This is a genomic window from Collinsella intestinalis (assembly GCF_902501455.1).
Taxonomy (GTDB): Bacteria; Actinomycetota; Coriobacteriia; order Coriobacteriales; family Coriobacteriaceae; genus Collinsella; species Collinsella intestinalis.
In genome coordinates this window covers 26,980-45,867 of the sequence record NZ_CABWIC010000003.1, presented here as the reverse complement: position 1 = coordinate 45,867, position 18,888 = coordinate 26,980, and the positions used below count along the sequence as shown (strand labels likewise).

At 62.7% G+C, this 18,888-nt stretch carries 17 protein-coding genes; all 17 read right to left on the bottom strand.

Annotated features, from left to right (window positions below; all coding sequences use genetic code 11):
• Positions 1–51: 51 nt before the first annotated feature.
• Positions 52–1,074 (bottom strand): ABC transporter ATP-binding protein, encoded by a 1,023-nt coding sequence (locus AOBCEHNH_RS00900; protein WP_006723651.1) that lies wholly within the window; start codon positions 1,072–1,074, stop codon positions 52–54.
• Positions 1,075–2,208 carry an ABC transporter ATP-binding protein gene (locus AOBCEHNH_RS00895; protein ID WP_152062817.1) on the bottom strand — a complete coding sequence of 378 codons (1,134 nt, stop codon included), beginning with the start codon at positions 2,206–2,208 and terminating at the stop codon, positions 1,075–1,077.
• 3 nt (positions 2,209–2,211) lie between these two features.
• Complete coding sequence (locus AOBCEHNH_RS00890) at positions 2,212–3,153, bottom strand: ABC transporter permease (RefSeq protein ID WP_006723649.1); 942 nt, start codon at positions 3,151–3,153, stop codon at positions 2,212–2,214.
• Positions 3,154–3,177: 24 nt separating this feature from the next.
• Complete coding sequence (locus tag AOBCEHNH_RS00885; RefSeq protein ID WP_039910423.1) at positions 3,178–4,212, bottom strand: ABC transporter permease; 1,035 nt, start codon at positions 4,210–4,212, stop codon at positions 3,178–3,180.
• A gap of 227 nt (positions 4,213–4,439) precedes the next feature.
• A complete protein-coding gene (locus tag AOBCEHNH_RS00880; RefSeq protein ID WP_152062816.1) occupies positions 4,440–6,107 on the bottom strand; it encodes a peptide ABC transporter substrate-binding protein in 1,668 nt (555 codons plus the stop codon).
• Positions 6,108–6,570: 463 nt separating this feature from the next.
• On the bottom strand, positions 6,571–6,825 hold the full coding sequence (gene secG, locus AOBCEHNH_RS00875) for a preprotein translocase subunit SecG (protein WP_152062815.1): 255 nt from the start codon (positions 6,823–6,825) through the stop codon (positions 6,571–6,573).
• Between the two features lie 185 nt (positions 6,826–7,010).
• The gene (gene gpmI, locus AOBCEHNH_RS00870) at positions 7,011–8,561 is read right to left on the bottom strand and encodes a 2,3-bisphosphoglycerate-independent phosphoglycerate mutase (protein ID WP_152062814.1); all 1,551 of its coding nucleotides are present in this window, start codon (positions 8,559–8,561) and stop codon (positions 7,011–7,013) included.
• Between the two features lie 71 nt (positions 8,562–8,632).
• Positions 8,633–9,403, bottom strand: coding sequence for a triose-phosphate isomerase (gene tpiA / locus AOBCEHNH_RS00865; RefSeq protein WP_152062813.1), 771 nt, complete (start codon positions 9,401–9,403; stop codon positions 8,633–8,635).
• Entirely contained in the window at positions 9,393–10,586 is a 1,194-nt protein-coding gene (locus AOBCEHNH_RS00860; protein WP_152062812.1) for a phosphoglycerate kinase, read from the bottom strand. The genes tpiA and AOBCEHNH_RS00860 overlap by 11 nt, the downstream gene beginning before the upstream one ends.
• Before the next feature lie 135 nt (positions 10,587–10,721).
• Positions 10,722–11,747 (bottom strand): type I glyceraldehyde-3-phosphate dehydrogenase, encoded by a 1,026-nt coding sequence (gene gap / locus AOBCEHNH_RS00855; protein ID WP_006723640.1) that lies wholly within the window; start codon positions 11,745–11,747, stop codon positions 10,722–10,724.
• Positions 11,748–11,945: 198 nt separating this feature from the next.
• Complete coding sequence (gene whiA / locus AOBCEHNH_RS00850) at positions 11,946–12,893, bottom strand: DNA-binding protein WhiA (RefSeq protein WP_152062811.1); 948 nt, start codon at positions 12,891–12,893, stop codon at positions 11,946–11,948.
• A complete protein-coding gene (locus AOBCEHNH_RS00845) occupies positions 12,894–13,949 on the bottom strand; it encodes a gluconeogenesis factor YvcK family protein (protein WP_152062810.1) in 1,056 nt (351 codons plus the stop codon).
• Positions 13,950–13,951: 2 nt separating this feature from the next.
• A complete protein-coding gene (rapZ, locus tag AOBCEHNH_RS00840; RefSeq protein ID WP_152062809.1) occupies positions 13,952–14,872 on the bottom strand; it encodes an RNase adapter RapZ in 921 nt (306 codons plus the stop codon).
• A 135-nt stretch (positions 14,873–15,007) separates the two neighbouring features.
• The gene (locus AOBCEHNH_RS00835) at positions 15,008–15,958 is read right to left on the bottom strand and encodes a type I phosphomannose isomerase catalytic subunit (RefSeq protein ID WP_152062808.1); all 951 of its coding nucleotides are present in this window, start codon (positions 15,956–15,958) and stop codon (positions 15,008–15,010) included.
• A 218-nt stretch (positions 15,959–16,176) separates the two neighbouring features.
• Complete coding sequence (locus tag AOBCEHNH_RS00830) at positions 16,177–16,857, bottom strand: N-acetylmannosamine-6-phosphate 2-epimerase (RefSeq protein WP_006723632.1); 681 nt, start codon at positions 16,855–16,857, stop codon at positions 16,177–16,179.
• Between the two features lie 78 nt (positions 16,858–16,935).
• Complete coding sequence (locus tag AOBCEHNH_RS00825; protein WP_152062807.1) at positions 16,936–17,901, bottom strand: ROK family protein; 966 nt, start codon at positions 17,899–17,901, stop codon at positions 16,936–16,938.
• 12 nt (positions 17,902–17,913) lie between these two features.
• A complete protein-coding gene (locus tag AOBCEHNH_RS00820) occupies positions 17,914–18,834 on the bottom strand; it encodes a dihydrodipicolinate synthase family protein (RefSeq protein ID WP_006723630.1) in 921 nt (306 codons plus the stop codon).
• Positions 18,835–18,888: the final 54 nt, after the last annotated feature.

Sequence of the window (18,888 nt, the reverse complement as noted above, 5' to 3'; positions counted from 1 at the left end):
CAGGGAGCGGGTCCTTCGAATGTTCGATGCAAAGCGCGTCGTCAGACGGGCTTACAGATCGATATGAGACTCCTTGATGGGGAACGGAGCCGCATAGTGGCAGGCGCAGAAATGGCCCTCGCCGATCTCACGGAACTCTGGGGCCTCCTCGGAGCACTTGGCCTGAGCGATCGGGCAGCGGGTGTGGAAACGGCAGCCGCTCGGCGGATCGATCGGGCTCGGCGGATCGCCGGCGAGGATGATGCGCTTGCGGTTCTGCTGCACATCCGGATCCGGAATCGGAACTGCAGAGAGCAGGGCCTGCGTGTACGGGTGGTTCGGCTCGGCGTACAGGCTCTTCCAATCGGAGAGCTCGACCATCTTGCCGAGGTACATGACGGCCACGCGGTCGGAGATGTGCTGCACGACGGACAAGTCGTGGGCGATGAACAGATAAGCGGTTCCGTACTGCTTCTGCAGGTCCTTCAGCAGGTTCAGGACCTGGGCCTGGATGGAAACGTCCAGGGCGGAAACAGGCTCGTCGCAGATGATGAGCTTCGGGCGCAGGATGAACGAGCGAGCGATGCCGACGCGCTGACGCTGACCGCCGGAGAACTCGTGCGGGTAGCGGTTGATGTGCTCGGGATTGAGGCCGACAACGTCAAGCAGCTCGCGAACGCGCTCGATACGCTCCTCGGGAGTGCCGATGCCGTGAATGACCATAGGCTCAGAGATGATCTCACCGATGGTCATACGGGGGTTCAAGGATGCATAGGGATCCTGGAAGATGAACTGCATCTCTCGGCGCATGGCCTTGAGCTCCTTCTTGTTCATCTTGGAGATGTCACGACCCTCGAAGTAAACCTTGCCGGAGGTCGGCGGATCGAGGTGCATGATGGCGCGACCGGTGGTGGACTTACCGCAACCGGACTCACCGACCAGGCCGAACGTCTCGCCAGCACGAATCTCGAAGGAAAGGTCGTTGACAGCGGAGACGACCTTCTTGGAGAACTTACCACCCATGAAGCCGGAGCCGGTGGGAAACTCCTTGTGCAGGTGCTCGACCTTGAGCAGGGGCGTGTTGTTATCTGCCATTTAGGCCTCGCCTCCCTTCGTGGCGGCGACGTTCACGTCGTCGGGAATGGCGGTCGGAACCGTACCGCGGGAACGGGACGTATCGGGTGCGAAGCGCTTCACAAACGCATCGTCGTCGGCGTAGTGGCACTCGGAATAGTGGCCGTTGTCCATGACGAACTTCTGCGGACGCTCCTTGTGGCAGAGCTCGGTTGCATAGGGGCAACGAGGCGCGAAGGCGCAACCCTTGGGGAGGTTCACGAGCGACGGCGGATTGCCGTTGATCGGCGTGAGGGGCTTCTTCTCGTCGGTCGCCTGCTCGGGAATGGAGCGAATCAGACCCCAGGTGTAGGGGTGGCGGCTCTCGTAGAAGATCTCCTCGGCGGTACCGAACTCAACCGGGTGACCGGCGTACATGACCATGATCTTGTCGGCCATGTCGGCAACGACGCCCAGGTCGTGGGTGATCATGATGATCGCGTTGCCGTTCTTCTCCTGCATCTCCTGCATGAGCTCGATGATCTGAGCCTGAATGGTAACGTCGAGAGCGGTGGTGGGCTCGTCGGCGATCAGGATGTCAGGGTCGCAGGCAAGGGCCATGGCGATCATGACGCGCTGACGCATACCGCCGGAGAACTGGTGGGGATACTGGTTGACGCGCTTCTCGGGCTCGGGGATGCCCACGAGGTCGAGCAGCTCGGTGGCGCGCTTCAGGGCCTCCTGCTTGGAGTAGCCGCGATGCAGGCGCAGGCCCTCGCCCACCTGACGACCGATCTTGTAAACCGGGTTGAGGGAGGTCATGGGGTCCTGGAAGATCATGGCGATATCGTTGCCGCGGACGTGCTGCATCTCCTCTTCGGACATGCTGAGCAGGTCATGGCCGCGATACGTGACAGAGCCGCCCTCGATCTTGCCGGGAGGCATGGAGATGAGGCCCATGATGGTCATGGCGGTCACGGACTTACCGGAGCCGGACTCGCCCACCACGCCGAGGGTCTCGCCGCGGTCGAGCGTGTAGGACACGCCGTCGACGGCATGCACGACGCCGTCCTCGGTGTGGAAGTACATCTTGAGATCGTCGACTTCCAGCAGGTGCTGGCCCTCGGGAATGGGCTGGGTCTTCAGATCGACGTAGTTGTCATTCTTCTTAGCCATGATTTACGCGTCCTTCATCTTCACGTCAAGAGCGTCACGCAGGCCGTCGCCGAGCAGGGTGAACGCGAGAACGGTGGTCAGGATGGCAAGACCGGGCAGGATCATGAGCCAGGGCTCGGTCTGCAGGAACTTCTGACCCTCCTGGATCAGCGTGCCCCACGAGGGATCCGGCGGGATGACGCCCATGCCGAGGAAGGACAGGGCAGACTCGGTCAGGATGGCACCGCCGATGTTCATGGTCGCGTACACGACGATGGAGGCGACGGAGTTGGGGAAGATGTGGCGGGCGATGATGCGAGCATCAGACGCACCCATGGCACGGGCGGCGTCGATGTAGTCGCTCTCCTTGACGGAGAGGATCGCGGAGCGGAACACACGGGCGATCTGCGGCCAGCCGAGAATACCGATGGCGAAGAACACGTTCTGGATGCCGTTGCCGATGACCGCGATCATGGCGATGACGAACAGCGTGTACGGGAACGCCAGGAAGGTGTCGGCGAGACGCATGATAATCGTATCCCAGATGCCACCGTAATACGCAGCGATGGCGCCCATCACCAAGCCGATGATGGTGGAGATGCCGGTTGCAACGATACCGACGGTGAGAGAGATGCGGGCACCGTAGATGACGCGGGAGAGAACATCGCGGCCGAGGGTGTCGGTGCCGAACGGATGCTCAAGAGACGGCGCAAGGCGGGAGTTTGCCGCCATGGTGGCCGTGTCGGATGCGGTCGGATCGCCCAGAACCTGCGGGACCCACAGATCGGCAGTGACCGCGACGAGGATGATGATGGTAAGCCACACGACGGCGAACATCGCGAGCTTGTTCTTCCTCAGACGCTTGAAGGCGTCGCCCCAAAGGGTGCGCGTGGGCTTGTCGGACTTATCGGCGACGACATGATGCTCCGCCGCGACGGCACGGGCCTGATCGCCCATGTTGCTCATTGGATACTGCACGCTACTCCCCTCCTACTTATCGCTCTTGCTGCCAAGGCGGATACGCGGATCGAGGAACGCGTAGCTCACATCGACAATGAGGTTGATGATCATGACCACGAACACGATGACGGTGACGGAACCCATGACGATGGGCCAGTCGCGCTGAGTGATGGCGACGTAGGTCATCTGACCGATGCCGGGCCAGTTGAAGACCGTCTCGGTCAGGATGGCACCGGCGAGCATGGCACCGAAGTCCATACCAATATATGTAACAACCGGGATGAGGGCGTTCTTGAGCGCGTGATGGAAGATGATGGAGCGCTTGGAAAGACCCTTGGCCTTAGCGGTGCGAATGTAATCCTGGTTCATAACCTCGACCAGCTGGGAGCGCATGATGCGCGCCGTGTAGGCGGTGGAGACGGCGGCCAGGGTGACAGCCGGCAGGATGTAATAGGTCCACGCGGGGAACTGCGGGAACGGACCGGGCACGCCGGAGACCGGAAGGGCGACCGCGCCACCCGTGGCATTCTTAAGCCAGATGCCGAAGATCAGCTGCAGCAGCAGGCCGAGCCAGAAGGCGGGCATTGCGACGAGCATGGACGTGGTGAGCGTGACCAGGATGTCCCAGAAGGAGTAGCGCTTGATGGCGGAGATGATGCCGGCGCCGATACCCACGAAGGCCTCGATCACGATGGCGACCAGCGCGATCTGAACCGTATGCGGATACGCCTCGAAGATCATGTCCTTGACCGCACGGCCCTTCTGATAAGAAGTGCCGAGGTCGCCCTGGAGCAGATTGCCGAGGTAGTTGAAATAACGGTCGACCATCGGGGTCTCGATGGTGTTACCGTCTTCATCGAAGACGATATTGCCGTTCTCGTCCGTCACGATCAAGCCGTGAGCGGCGCGGATGTTCATCTCCGTCTGGGGATCCATCTTCTTCTCGCCGGCGATCAGCTTGATCGGGTCGCCGGGCACGACATTCTGCATGATGAACAGAATGAGCGTGACGCCGAGGAAGACCGGGATGAACTGTAGGATTCGCTTGAGGATGTACCTGAGCACAGCGATACCCTCCCTAGTCTCATGGACACTACACCTAGCTGCAGTAGCATGCAGCATAAACTGTGATTATACGTCACTTGTCACTGAATACTGCGGGGATTATGCGTAGATATGCAGTCCACGCCCCCATTTCCATACAAATCCAAAGCTCGTTACACAAAAAGCAGGACACCGCTTGCGCGATGTCCTGCTGTTCATAGCGCTTCTCGCTTTACGAGCGATCGAAACTAGGCGAGCTCGGCGGTCTCGAAGTGCGGCTTGGTCTGAGCGTCGTAGTTGAAGGACTTCATGCGCTCGGAGCCAATGTAGTTGTGAGCGTAGAACATGATCGGGATGACCGGCATGTCCTTGCCGATGGTTCCGCAGATCTTACGGCAAGCGGCCTTGCGCTCCTCCTCGTCCTGAATCTGACGGGCGGCCAGCATGGCGGCGTCCATCTCCGGGTTGCTGTACTCCTCGTAGTTGTTGTCAGCACCGGTGAAGAAGTTCGGGTACAGGAAGTTGTCCATGGTCGGGTAGTCGGCAGTCCAGCCAAGGCGGCCGAGGCTGAAGTTCTTGTCGGACAGCTGCTGCAGGTAGGTAGCCCACTCGACGGTCTCCTGGGTGACCTTGATGCCCACGGCCTCGAGGTCGAGCTGGACAGCGGACATGAGGTCGCCGTGATCGCCGTCGCCGTTGTAGTTCAGCGTGATCTCGACATCGCGCTTGCCGTCGGCGTTGGCGGGGTAACCGGCCTCATCGAGGAGCTTGGCGGCAGCCTCGGGATCGTACTTGCAGTCCTCCCAGACGTTCTCGGGGGAATCGTCGATGGAGGTCGGCATGATGGAGGTAGCCGGCTTACGGGAGCCCTCGAACAGGGTGTCGACGATGTTCTGGCGGTTGATGGCCAGGGAGACGGCGCGACGGACCTTCGGGTCGGCGAGGACCGGATCCTGCGGGCTCGGGATCAGGAAGTAGGTGGAGAGCTCGGTACCGAGCAGGCACTGCTTGCGGGGAGTGGAGGTAAAGCCGTCCTCGGACTCGCCGTACTTCTCAATGCACTCCTTGATCTTGCCGCTCGGGATGGAAGCGAAGTCGATGGAGCCGGCCTGGAACTCGTTGAACGCGGTATCCGGGTTCTTCTGGATGGACATGTACACGCCGTCGAGGCTGGGCTTCTCACCGTAGTAGTCCTCGAAACGGGCGAGGGAGATGTACTGGTTGTGCTTCCAGGGTTCGGTCATCATGAACGGACCGTTGCCGATGGGCTGCTCGAGGAACGCCTTGGGATCCTCGTCAGCGCAGGCCGGAACGGGGGCGAGGCCGGGATGGCAGCAAACGGCCGGGAAGTCGGCCATGGGGTCGGTCAGGGTGACCTCGAGGGTCAGCTCATCGACGGCCTTGAGGCCAGAGAACTCGTCGGTGTCACCGGCGTTGAACTCGGCGTAACCGGCAACCGGGGCGAGGTGGTAGCAGATGTCGGAGGGAGTATCCATCTTGGGAGAGGCGACGCGCTTCCAGCCGCGGATGAAGGACTCGGCGTCGACAGGGTCGCCGTTGTGGAACTTCATGCCCTCACGGAGCTTGAAGGTGTAGACGCGACCGTCCTCGGAGACCGTAGGAGCCTCGGCAGCGCAGCAGGGAACGGCGGAAGCGGAATCCCAATCCCACTCCATCAGGCCGTCGAACACGCTGAAGACGACCGCGGTGCCCTGGTTCTCCTGGGCGTTATACGGATCGATGAACGCGGGCTCGGAGAGGTAGAAGTTCATGACCTTCTTGCCGGAAGCGTCGCCGCCACCGCCGTTCTCGCCGCCACCGCAGCCAGCGAGAGCAGCCACAGCGCCGGTAGCAAGGGCGCCACCGATGAAGGTACGACGACCCATCACGGGCTGGGAAAACTTGAAATTAGCCATGCCATCCTCCTTATAATGCAGGTTCACGGAGCACGACGCCGGTTGAGCACCCCTTTGGTGCGACCGGGGGTGCGAACACGTTGCCTTGCCCCGTTGCGCTTCGCGATGCCGCTAGGCTGTTCGGCTTCGCGCGATGGCCAATACCATAGCGCACTTTTGCATAATGGAGTACAAGTTTTCTGCCCGATTCCTGGCATTTTCTTTAGCTTGTTAGAGTATATGCAGGTAGAACAGCACTTTAGTGCATAAAAGAACGGCGAGGGGAACCTGAATACCCGACACAATGTTTCAACTGTGTAACGGAAGATCATCCCTCGCACACCTTTGACGAGAGCAGATCAACCGCCGGCCAATTTCCCGACGCCTATTAGCCGCCGATACGCTACAGCCTGGGCGACCGCTCATAAAAAAGACCCGACCGGACGATGCCGATCGGGTCCAAAAGCCTTATGAGCTCAAATCCTTACAGGCCGACAATGCCCTGCGGGAAGAAGAACATCGCCAGGACGACGCAGGCGGCGAACACGCAAGCAACGATGACCGTGAGCTTGTCGAGGTTCTTCTCCATGACGCCGGTTGCGGTGCTGGAGTTATACAGGGAGCTGGCGATCATGTCGGAAACGCCGGTGCCCTTGCCGGAATGCATGAGAACGAGCGCGATGAGCAAAAGCGTGGACAGCACCCACACGGCGAAGAGAACGATCTGCAACGGACCCACGAGGACTCCTTCTAACCAAGAGAAACGTACAGCGGATAATAGTAGCACACTCCCCTGTCCTTCCGCGAAATTTCACTCACCTTCACCCTGACGAACGGATGCCAGTCAGGAGACGCGCGAAAAAGCCGCCGCCCTAAACGGGCGACGGCCTCTGTATGCGATCGACGCAAATGAATGGACGAGCGCTACTCCTCGATGGCGAGGACGCGACCCGTCATCTCGGCGCTGGGCTCGAGACCGGCCATGGTGAGCATGGTCGGGGCGATGTCGGACAGGCGACCGTCCTCGATGCCGACGAGCTTGGCGGTGTCACTCACGACGATGAACGGCACGCGGTTGGTGGTGTGGGCGGTGAAGGGCTTCTTCTCGCCATCAACCTCGTCAAACATGTGATCGGCGTTGCCGTGGTCGGCGGTGATCAGCGCAAAGCCGCCCTTGGCCTGAATGGCCGGGATGACCTTGGAGAGAGCCTCGTCGACGGCCTCGACGGCCTTAACCGCGGCCTCGAACACGCCAGTGTGGCCGACCATGTCGCAGTTGGCGAAGTTCACGATGTAGAAATCGGCGCGATCCTCGTTGATGGCCTCAACGAGTTTCTCGGTGACCTCGGGAGCGCTCATCTCGGGCTTGAGGTCGTAGGTGGCTACCTTGGGGCTGGCGACGAGGACGCGCTCCTCGCCGGCCTTGGGCTCCTCGATGCCACCGTTCATGAAGAACGTGACATGGGCGTACTTCTCGGTCTCGGCGGTGTGAAGCTGCTTGAGCCCGTTAGCGGCGATGACATCGGCCAGGACGTTCTTGGGGAACGTCTTGGGGAAGGCGACCTCGACGTCGAAGGACGGGTCGTACTCGGTCATCGTCACAAAGTGGGAAAGCTCGATCTTCTCGCGCTCGAAGCCGTCGAAGTCGGCGTCGGTGAAGGCGCGGGTCATCTGACGGGCGCGGTCCGGGCGGAAGTTGAAGAAGATGACGGCGTCGCCGGCGTGAATGCCCTCGTTGTGGCAGGCGAACGGATCGACAAACTCGTCACCGCGCGGGTCCTTCTCGTAGAAGGCCTTGATGCCGGCGACAGGATCGGCCTCGACGTCGGAAGCGTTGACCAGCACGTCGTAGGCGCTCTGGATGCGCTCCCAACGGTTATCGCGGTCCATGGCCCAGTAACGGCCGGTGACGGTGGCGATGCGGGCGTCGCACCCGGTCTTCTCAGAGACCTCGGCCAGGAAGGCGGCGAGCTCGGAAACATAGCCGGCGCCGGACTGCGGGTCGACGTCGCGACCGTCCATGAAGCAATGGACGCGAACGGTCTTCACGCCGTGCTCGGCGGCCATGGCCACGAGAGCCTCGCAGTGGCTCTGCATAGAGTGCACGCCGCCGGGGCTCATAAGACCCATGAGGTGCAGGGTCTTGTCGGTAGCGGCGCAATCATCCATCGCCTTGACGAAGACCTCATTCTCCTTGAGGGAGCCGTCCTTGATGGCGTTGTTAATGCGCGAGAGCTCCTGGAAGACGATGCGGCCGGCGCCGATGTTGAGGTGGCCGACCTCGGAGTTGCCCATCTGACCGTCGGGCAGGCCGACGTCCTCGCCGGAAGCACCGAGGGTGGTGTGCGGATAGTTCGTATACAGGCTGTCGATAAAGGGCGTGTTGGCCGCGCTCACGGCGTTGTCGGAGCCCTCGGGCGCCAGACCGAAGCCGTCCATGATGACGAGCAGTGCAGGAAGGTGGCGGTTAGCCATGGTGAATTCTCCCCTAGTAAAAAGAATGGGCCGCAGCGCCTGAGCGCCGCGGCCCGATTGCAAGACGGGTATTACTCCGCGGCCTTCACGACCATCTCGGAGAAGTCCGCGGCCTTGAGAGACGCGCCGCCAACGAGGGCGCCGTCGACGTCGGGCTTGGCCACGAGCTCGGCGATGTTGCCGGGCTTGGCGGAGCCGCCGTAAAGCACGCGGATGCCATCGGCCATCTCGGCGCCGAAGAGCTCGACGAGCGCCTCGCGCACGGCGTGGCAGACCTCCTGGGCGTCATCGGCGGTGGCGGTCATACCGGTGCCGATGGCCCAGATGGGCTCGTAAGCGACGACGAGCTGGTCGGCGGAGGCGAGCTCGAGACCCTCGAGGCCGGCCTTCACCTGGGTGACGACGTGCTCCACGTAGGTGCCGGCCTCGCGAACCTCAAGAGGCTCGCCGCAGCAGAAGACGGGAACGATGCCGCCGGCGACGAGCGCCTTGGCCTTCTTGTTCTGGTCCTCATCGGACTCGTGGAAATAGTCACGACGCTCGGAGTGACCGATGATGCAGTAGGTGCAGCCGGCAGACTTGAGCATCGGGACGGAGGTCTCGCCGGTGTAGGCGCCGGAAGCCTCCCAGTAGCAGTTCTGGGCGCCCAGGGCGATGGCGGAACCCTCGAGCTTGTGAGCGACGCAGCACAGGTCGATGGTGGGCGGGCACACGAGGACCTCAACACCGGCGGGGACCTCGGGCAGGGCCTCGACGAGCTCGGCGGCGAGGGCCTTGGCGGCCTCGCGGTCGTTGTTCATCTTCCAGTTGCCCGCGATAAGGGTGGTGCGATTATTCGGCATCGTTCAGAGCCTCCACTCCAGGAAGGGCCTTACCCTCAACGAGCTCCATGGAAGCGCCACCGCCGGTGGAGATCCAGCTCATCTTGTCGGCCAGGTTGAACTTGTTGACGGCTGCGACGGAGTCGCCTCCGCCGATGATGGAGGTGCAGTCGGCCTCGGCGACGGCCTCGGCGATAGCCTGGGTGCCGTGGGCGAAGTTGTCGAACTCGAAGACGCCCATGGGGCCGTTCCAGAACACGGTCTTGGCGCCCTTGATGGCCTCGGCGTAGAGCTCCTCGGTCTTGGGGCCGATGTCCATGCCCTCGCGGTCATCGGGGATCGCGTCAGAGGCAACGACCTCGGGCACGGCGTCCTCGCCGAAGTGGTCGGCAACGCGGTTGTCGATGGGGAGCAGGATCTTGACGCCCTTCTCCTCGGCCTTCTTCAGCATCTCGCCGGCGCGCTCGACCCAATCCTCTTCCTTGAGAGAGTTGCCCACGGTCAGGCCCTGGGCGAGGAAGAAGGTGTAAGCCATGCCGCCACCGATGATCAGGGTGTCGGCGGAGTCGATGAGGTGATCGAGGACGCCGATCTTGGAGGAAACCTTGGAACCGCCGACGATGGCGACGAGCGGGCGCTCAGGGTTGGCGAAGATACCGGTGAGAGTATCGACCTCCTTCTCGAGCAGGAAGCCGGCCACGGCAGGCAGATACTCGGCGGGGCCCACGACGGAACCCTGGGAGCGGTGGGCGGTGCCGAAGGCGTCGAGGACGAAGACGTCGCCGTAAGAAGCGAGCGTCTTGGCGATCTCGGGGTCGTTCTTCTTCTCGCGCTTGTCGAAGCGGACGTTCTCGAGAACGAGGACCTTGCCGGGCTCGAGAGCCTCGACAGCGGCAGCGGCCTTCTCGCCGTACGTGTCGGCGACGAAGGTCACATCAAGGCCGGAAAGCTCGGCGAGCTTGGCGGCGACGGGCTCGAGGGAGAACTCGGGCTGGAAGCCGGTGCCGTCCGGACGGCCGAGGTGGCTCATGAGGATGACGCGGGCGTTGTGGTCGACCAGGTACTTGATGGTCGGGAGGGCAGCGTTGATGCGGGTGGTGTCACCGACAACGCCGTCCTTGATCGGCACGTTGAAGTCGACGCGGACGAGGACGCGCTTGCCGTCGACGTCGATGTCGCGGACGGTCTTCTTGGTGAAAGCCATGTCCATTCCTTTCTTATTTGACGAGCGGTGGACGATGCGTCCATCCGCTTGAAAAAGGGCGCGACCCCGGGCATACGCCATGAGGCCGCGCCCTCCTATAGACGCTTGGTCTAGATGCGAGAATAACCGCGCAACTTAGGCGACGAACTTCTCGAAGTACTTGATGGTGCGGACCATCTGGGAGGTGTAGGAGTTCTCGTTGTCGTACCAAGAAACAACCTGAACCAGGGTCTGGCCGTTGCCGAGGTCGGCGCACATGGTCTGGGTGGCGTCGAAGATGGAGCCGTGGGTCTCACCGATGATGTCGGTGGAGACGATCTCGTCCTCGTTGTAGCCGAAGGTCTCGGAGATGGTCTCGGCGTAAGCCTTCATAGCGGCGTTGACCTCGTCCTTGGTGACGACCTTGTCGACGACGGCGTAAAGGTTGGTGAGGGAGCCGGTCGGCGTAGGAACGCGCTGGGCGGCACCGATGAGCTTGCCGTTGAGCTCAGGCAGAACCAGGCCGATGGCCTTGGCGGCACCGGTGGAGTTCGGGACGATGTTCACGGCGCAGGCGCGGGAGCGACGCTTGTCACCCTTGCGCTGCGGGCCGTCGAGAGCCATCTGGTCGCCGGTCCAGGCGTGAATGGTGGTCATGATGCCGGACACGATGGGGGCGAAGTCGTTCAGACCCTTGGCCATCGGGGCGAGGCAGTTGGTGGTGCAGGAGGCGGCGGAGATGATGTCGTCCTCAGCCGTGAGCTCCTCGTGGTTCACGTTGTAGACGATGGTGGGCAGGTCGTTACCGGCCGGAGCGGAGATGACGACCTTCTTGGCGCCAGCGTTGATGTGAGCCTGGGCCTTGGCCTTGGAGGTGTAGAAGCCGGTGCACTCGAGCACGACGTCGACGTCGAGGTCGCCCCAAGGCAGGTTGTTGGCGTCGGCCTCCTTGTAGATCTTGATCTCCTTGCCGTCAACGATGATGGCGTCCTCGGTGGCCTCGACCTTGTGATCGCGGGAGTAGTTGCCCTGCGTGGAGTCGTACTTCAGCAGGTACGCGAGCATGTCGGGAGAGGTGAGGTCGTTGATGGCGACGATCTCGGAGCCCTCGTGACCGAACATCTGACGGAAGGCCAGACGACCGATACGACCGAAGCCGTTGATAGCAACCTTAACTGCCATGTGTGTCTCCTTTCATTGGACCTCCCGCGGGCTGGCTGCCCGCCGTTGAAGTCCGAAAACTAACCACTCACCAAATATACCTTTTTTCCGCTTGCTCAATCGTGTGATTGGCAACTTTCGGACAAAAGTCCCAGTTTGAAACGTTTCACCATGCTATCGACCCCTAAGACCAGGGTTGTCATCGATGGTTGAGACGCTTCAATCCCCTTCATGCGACGCCATCGCCTCCTCAACCATCTTCTCCAGGCGCAACACACGGTGATAGAGGGCCGACTTCGACAGAGGCGGTTGCGCCATCTCCCCAAGGTCGCGCAACGACAGGTCGGGGTGATTCTCGCGCAGGCGGCAAAACGTCTCGAGCGCCTCGGGCAGTCCTGGGCGCAACCCCAAATCATCGAGGGCCTCGATAAGCTCGAGCTGACGTTGGGCCGCGCCGGCGCTGCGCGTCTGGTTGGCGAGCTCGGCGTTCACGCGTCTGTTCACCTGGTTCTTCACGTGCTTGACCGCACGAGCCTCTTCGATCTCCGCGACGGCGCGCGTGGCCCCGAGCTTCGCGAGCAGGCGCCTGATGTCCTCCGCGCTTTTGATATAGACCGCATAGGCGCCCCGGCGCGGGTTGACGCGAGCCTGGACCCCCATGCCGCAGATGAGATCGGCCAGGTCGTGGGCGAATTGCTCGCCTTGCACGGCGATCTCGAGATGGAAGTCACCGCGCGGATCGGCCACGAAGCCGCCGGCAATGAGGCTGCCCCGCACGAACGCGCGGCGGCAACAGGCGCGGTTCGCGACGTGTTTGGGCACGCCGGCAACCAAACCGCCCGAGCGGTCGAGAATGCCCAGCAGGATGAGGGCCTTTTCCAAATCGGGCTGATCGGGCAGGACGATGAGGTAATTGCGCACGCGGTGCAGGACGGAGCGGCGGACGGTGAGGTCCGTCTTGAGCTTCAATATCTTGTGCGTGAGCTCGATCATCGTGCGCGCAACCGCACCCGTCTCCGTGGCGACCTGGAGCTGGTATCCCCCGCGCCCGCTGATCGAGAGCGTGCCGCACACCCGGACGAGCGCGGCGAGCGTCGAGACGTCGCAGTACGCGCACTCGGGAGCGCAGCGCGCGAGCTCGTCGCGAACCTCTGCCGTAAAGGACATCTACCTCATCACCTCCGCGAGCGCAGCGGCAAGGCGCCCGGCATCATGGACGGCCGGGGATTCCCCACCCGTGAAATCTCGTACGACGACGCGCCCGGCTAAAGATCCGATGCGCTCGAGGTCCGCGACGCTCGCCTCAATCGGGCCGAACGGCGCCTGCTTGACCGCGTCGATCATCGAGGCCGAAACCGGCCCTTCATCTTCTGCGGCATGCTCAGCCGCCTCCTGCGCAGCACGCTCGACGATACGCTGCCAAGCGCGCTTCTCATACGGATGGACGAATTCGGGGCCTTGCGCCCGATGGACCAAAACCGCGTCAAGCGCCCCCTCGAGACCGCAGGCGACCAAGGCCTCAACATGATCTGCCACGCTCATGCCGGCAGTCTCCCCCAACGAGTCGATTTTGGGGCAGACGAACACCCGTGTGGCGCTGGTTGCTGCAAGCGCATCGCGGATCCCGGGGACCAACACGTTGGGAATGATTGAGGTGAACAGCGAACCGGGACCAAGAACCACAAGGTCCGCGTTGAGAATCGCCTCGACGGCCTCCTCGTTCGCCGCGGGGCACGCAGGTTCCAGGCGCACCTCGGACATGGTGCGCAGACCATAGGAGATGCGGGCCTGGCCGTACACCGCATCGCCCTCGCGCGTGCGCCCGGAAAGGCTCACGAGCTCCAGGGTCGAGGGGTGCACATGCCCAACACACTCGAGCAGGCGCTCGCACGTGCGAATCGCGCCGACGAACGAATCGGTCTCTTTGGCAAGAGCCACCAGCAGCAGATTGCCGAGCGCGTGGTCGTCGATGTAGGGGAAACGATGGGCGAACGCGCGAGCGAGCGGGGCGGTGGGGTCGGCGGCCAGAGCGGACAGGCACTTGCGCACGTCTCCGGGCGGCACGATATGCTCCCGCTCGCGCAAGAGGCCGGTCGATCCGCCGTCGTCGGCCATGGCGACCACCGAGTCGATATGTGCCCCCATGAGCCGGAGGGCCGCTATGAGGCGCGGTTGGCCGGTACCGCCGCCGATGGAAACCGCCCTGAGGCTCTGATCGGGCATCGTTAGCTCCTGAGATTCGCCTTGGCGAGGTCGCGATGGGAGATACTCACGTGGTACTGGTGACGCTCCAAGTAGCGCCCGGTCGCCTCGGCGATGGCGACGCTGCGATGCTGACCGCCAGTGCATCCGATCGCGATGGAGAGTCTCGGCTTGCCCTCGGCGATATACCCGGGCATGACGGCATCGAGCAGGCGGAACCAGGCGTCGAGGAACTCCTGCGTCTTGGGATGGTCGATCACGAAGTTGGAGACCTTCTCATCAAGACCGGTAAGCGTGCGCATCTCGGGGTCGTAGAAGGGATTGGGCAGGAACCGCACGTCGATCATGAGGTCCGCCTCAACCGGAAGCCCATGTTTGAAGCCGAAGGAAAACACGTGGACGTCCATCAGCTGCTCGTCGCTGAGCTCTGAAAATGCGGTCTGAAGGCGCCTACGCAACGTCGCCGTGCGCATACGGCTCGTATCGATGACGAGGTCGGCGCGCTCACGGATGCTCGCCAGCGCCATCCGCTCACGCTGGATTGCGTCGGCCATCGTGTCGCCGCGCTTTGCGAGCGGATGACGGCGGCGATTCTCGCTGTATCGGCGAATAAGCACCTCGTCCGAAGCCTCGAGGAACAGTACCTTGCAGGTCATCTCATGGTCGCGCAGTGTCTCGATGGTGTCGAGTAACTCATCGAAGAGCCCCTGGCTGCGCAGGTCGCTCGTAACGCACAGATGGCGCCCCACGCCCGTGTTGATACCGATGATCTCGGCGAGTTGCATGATGAGGCTTGGGGGCAGGTTGTCGATACAGAAATAACCCATGTCCTCAAACACGTGCATGGCCTGCGTGCGGCCGGAACCGGACATGCCGGTGATGATGACGATATCGGGGACGCGGTCGGCGCGCTCGGCCGAGATGGTATCTGGGCGCTCGGACATGATGGGCCTTTCATCTGGATCGAAGCGTTAGCGAATCATTGGTACGAGTATATCCCCTCATGCGACGGCAAACGAAAACACCGCGCCTCGGCCGAAGCCCAGACGCGGTGAAGTTATGCCATACGGGAACAGGCGTTAGATGTGGCTCACGATGAGGGTCATACAGCCCTCGAACGAGAGGTCGTCGCACATCGAGGTTGCAACGAAGTGATCCCCCGCCTTGAGCGGGCTGCCATTGACCGAGCCCTCGCCCGCCATGACCGTCACGCAAAGGAACGGGTTGCCGGCGCTCGCCGCGGGATACGTAAGGGCGCCATCGAGATACACACGGTCGACGGAGTAGGCGGGGCAATCGACCAGATGCGTGACACCATCGACCTCGGGGGCCGTGATCTCTCCCGTCTCCGGGGCCTTCGCCTCATAATCGACAACGTCAAGGGACTTGTCGATATGCAGATCGCGCAGGGACCCGTCGTCCTGACGGCGGTCGTAGTCGTACAGACGATAGGTGACATCGCTGGACTGCTGCGTCTCGAGAATCACGGTCCCACGCTTAATGGCGTGCACCGTGCCGGCGTCGATCTGGAAGAAATCACCAGGGTGGATGGGGATCTCGTTCAGGACCTCGTTCCAGCGGCCTTCCTCGATGGCGGCGGCGAGCTCCTCGCGAGAGGCCGCACGCTGGCCGACGATGATCGTGGCGTCGTCATCGCAATCGATGACATACCAGCACTCGGTCTTGCCGAGTGACCCGTTCTCGTGCTCGGCGGCATACGCATCGCCCGGGTGAACCTGGACGGACAGGTCGTCGGTGGCGTCGAGGATCTTGACCAGCAGGGGGAACCGGTCGCCATCGAGGCCGCCGAACAGCTCGGGACGCTCATCCCATACCTGAGAGAGGAACATGCCGGCAAGTGGGCCCGAGGCGATCTTGCAATCCCCGTTAGGATGGGCGGAGATGCCCCAGCACTCCCCCACCGGGCCGTCCGGAATCTCGTAGCCGTACATCTCCTCGAGCTTACGGCCGCCCCAGATCTTGCCGTGAAAGACCGGTTCCATGAACAGCAGGTCGGTTGAAGTATCCATGCGCACCCTCCTTGCCTTCGCGCGAGATGTTCTCGCACCTTAGTCCCACCCATGATACCGTCCCCCGCGTCGGCGCACTCCCCTTTTCCCATCGACAAATCGCATTTACCGAAATCGAATCATCGACGATTCGAGGAGGGGCAGGATGGAATTGAAAAACGACGGGCGCCCCAATCCAGGGACGCCCGTCGCCAGGCTTCAGATCGGAAAAGTTCTGGCTACGCGTCGATGGCCGCCTTGAACCAAGAGGTCAGGCTCGTGGGGTGCGTGATGGCGGTGCCCACGACAACGGCCCACGCCCCAGCGTCGATTGCAGCGCGAGCCTCGGCGGGCGTATGGACATGGCCCTCGCAGATGATGGGCAGGTCGGGGAACTCGGCCGTGGCCTGGCGCAGCAGCGGCAGATCCGGGCCCTCATCGAGCGTGGTGTCGATCGCGGGCTTGTTGTGCGAGAGCGTGGTGGAAACCAGATCGAAGCCAAGTTCCACGGCGTGACGGATGTCCTCGATGGTCATGCAGTCCGCCATGAGCAGGACGCCCTCCTCCTGCAGCGGGCGCACCGTATCCTCGAGCGTCTTGCCGTCGGGGCGCGGACGATCGGTGGCGTCGATGGCGACGATGTCAGCACCGGCGGCAACGCAGGCGCGCGCATGGCGCAGCGTCGGCGTGATGTAGACACCCTCGTGCCCGTCCTTCCACAAGCCGATGACCGGAATCTCGACGCGGCCCTTGATGGCCGCGATATCGGAGAGGCCCTGGCAACGGATGGCCGCGGCGCCGCCGAGCTCGCAAGCACGGGACATGCTGGCCATGATCTCCGGAGTACGCAGGGGCTCACCGGGGTAGGCCTGGACACTCACGACGAGCTTGCCCTTGAGCGATTCAATGATGGGATGCATGCGCTCCCCTTTCGGATTGAAGATCCAAGCGCTAAAACGGCCCGATCGCACCTGTGCGACCGGGCCGGGGCGCTTACATTACAAAGATGCCAGCAGATGCTCGGCGGCGCCGATCAGCGGGGCATCGCCCTCGAGCTCGCCGATCAAGATCGGGGTCTCGAGAAGAGGATCGAGCGCCTGGCTCGCGTAGCCCTCCGCCACACTCGTCTTCCACGTCTCGCTGCGCCAGTCGGGACCCTGATGGATAACACCACCGGACAGCACGATGACCTCGGGGTCGAGGATGTTGGCAAGCGAACCCAGGCTCGCACCGAGCGCGAAGCCCGCCTCGTGAATCACGGAGATCGCGCGCTCATCACCCTGGCGGCAAAGGTCGTTCACATCGCGACCGACCGTTGGACGGGACTCATCCACGCGTCCGTAGCGCTCCTCGAACATGCGGCCGATGGACGTACCGGAGGACACGGATTCAAGATGCCCGGAGCGACCGCAGGCGCACGGGATCCCCTGTGCACTCGTCGACTCGATGTGACCCATGTGGCCGGCAGCGCCATGGAAGCCGCGCATCACACGGCCGTCCTCGACGTAGGCACCGCCGATACCGGTGCCGATACCCAGGCAGAGCACGGAATAGCGGTCACGGCCGACGCCCCAATGGGCCTCGCCCAAGCCATGGGCCTGAACGTCGCCGACAACGGCGACCGGCATCCCAAGAGCCTCGCGTAGGCGAGGACCGAGCTCGATGCCGCTCCAGCCGGGCATGATCTCGTTTGCATAGGCGATGGAACCAGTCTTGGGGTCGACCACACCGGCGGCGGCCACGCCGACGCCGATCACCTTGCGGTCGGGATCGCTCGCAAGCGCCTCTCGAATCGCACCCTCGATGCGGGAGTACACTGCCTCCCCGCCCTCGGAGGGATTCGTGGGAATCTCGGCAGAATAAACGGGATACGGACGGGAGCCGTCCGCCGGATACTCCATGATGGCGCTGGCGATCTTGGTGCCGCCGATATCGACGGAGCACACATAACGCGTATCAGCCATAGTTGCCTCCAATTAGAGCAGACCGCACTCGACGAGAACGTTGCGAATGGCCTCGACGTTGGCGCCGGAAAGAGCCTTGACCGGACGAAGCATCTGATTGGACTCGAAGACACCCATGAGCTGCAGGGCGGTCTTGAAGGCACCGACGCCGGCGCCGTAACCCTGCACGCCGTCCGTGCAATCGAAGATGTGGGAGAGCTCGTTGAGCTTGTCCTGCTCGGCCTTGACCGTGGCCCAGTCGCCTGCCTCAGCGGCCTTCCACATGCGGACGTAGCCCTCGGGGTCAACGTTGCCCAGGCCGGGGACGGAGCCGTCCGCGCCGGAGAGATATGCGCCGTCGACGACGATCTCGTGTCCGGTGAGCAGGCTCATCGGGTGACCGAGCTTCTCATTCTCCTGGCAGAGGTAACGGAAGGAGATGTCGTCACCGGAGGAGTCCTTCACGCCGGCGAGCACGCCCTCGGCGCCGAGCTTGGCCAAAAGCTTCCAGGGAAGCTTGGTGTGCACGCAGACGGGGATGTCGTAGGCGAAGATCGGAAGGTCGAGCTCCTCGTGGAGGATGCGGAAATGCTCCTCGACCTCGGCAAGGCCGCCGAGGGCATAGAAGGGGCACGTGGCAACCAGGACATCGGCACCGAGCTCCTGAGCACGGCGACCATGCTCGAGCACACGCTCGGTCTCGGTGTCGATGATGCCGACAAACACGGGCACGCGATGGTCGACGATGCGGACCGCCTCACGGACGACCTCGTCGCGACGCTCGTCGGTGGAGAAAACAACCTCGCCGGAAGAGCCGAGGAAGAACAGGCCGTCGACGCCCGCCTCGATCATGCGGTTGATGTTGCGCTCAAAGGAAGCAACGTCGAGCTTACGGTCCTCGGTATCGGGGACGACGACCGGCGGGATGACACCACGGTAGATCTTGTTTGCCATGAGGGTATCTCCTTATGTTCGCTGCCCGAGCCTCGCCCGGGCACAGTAGATGAA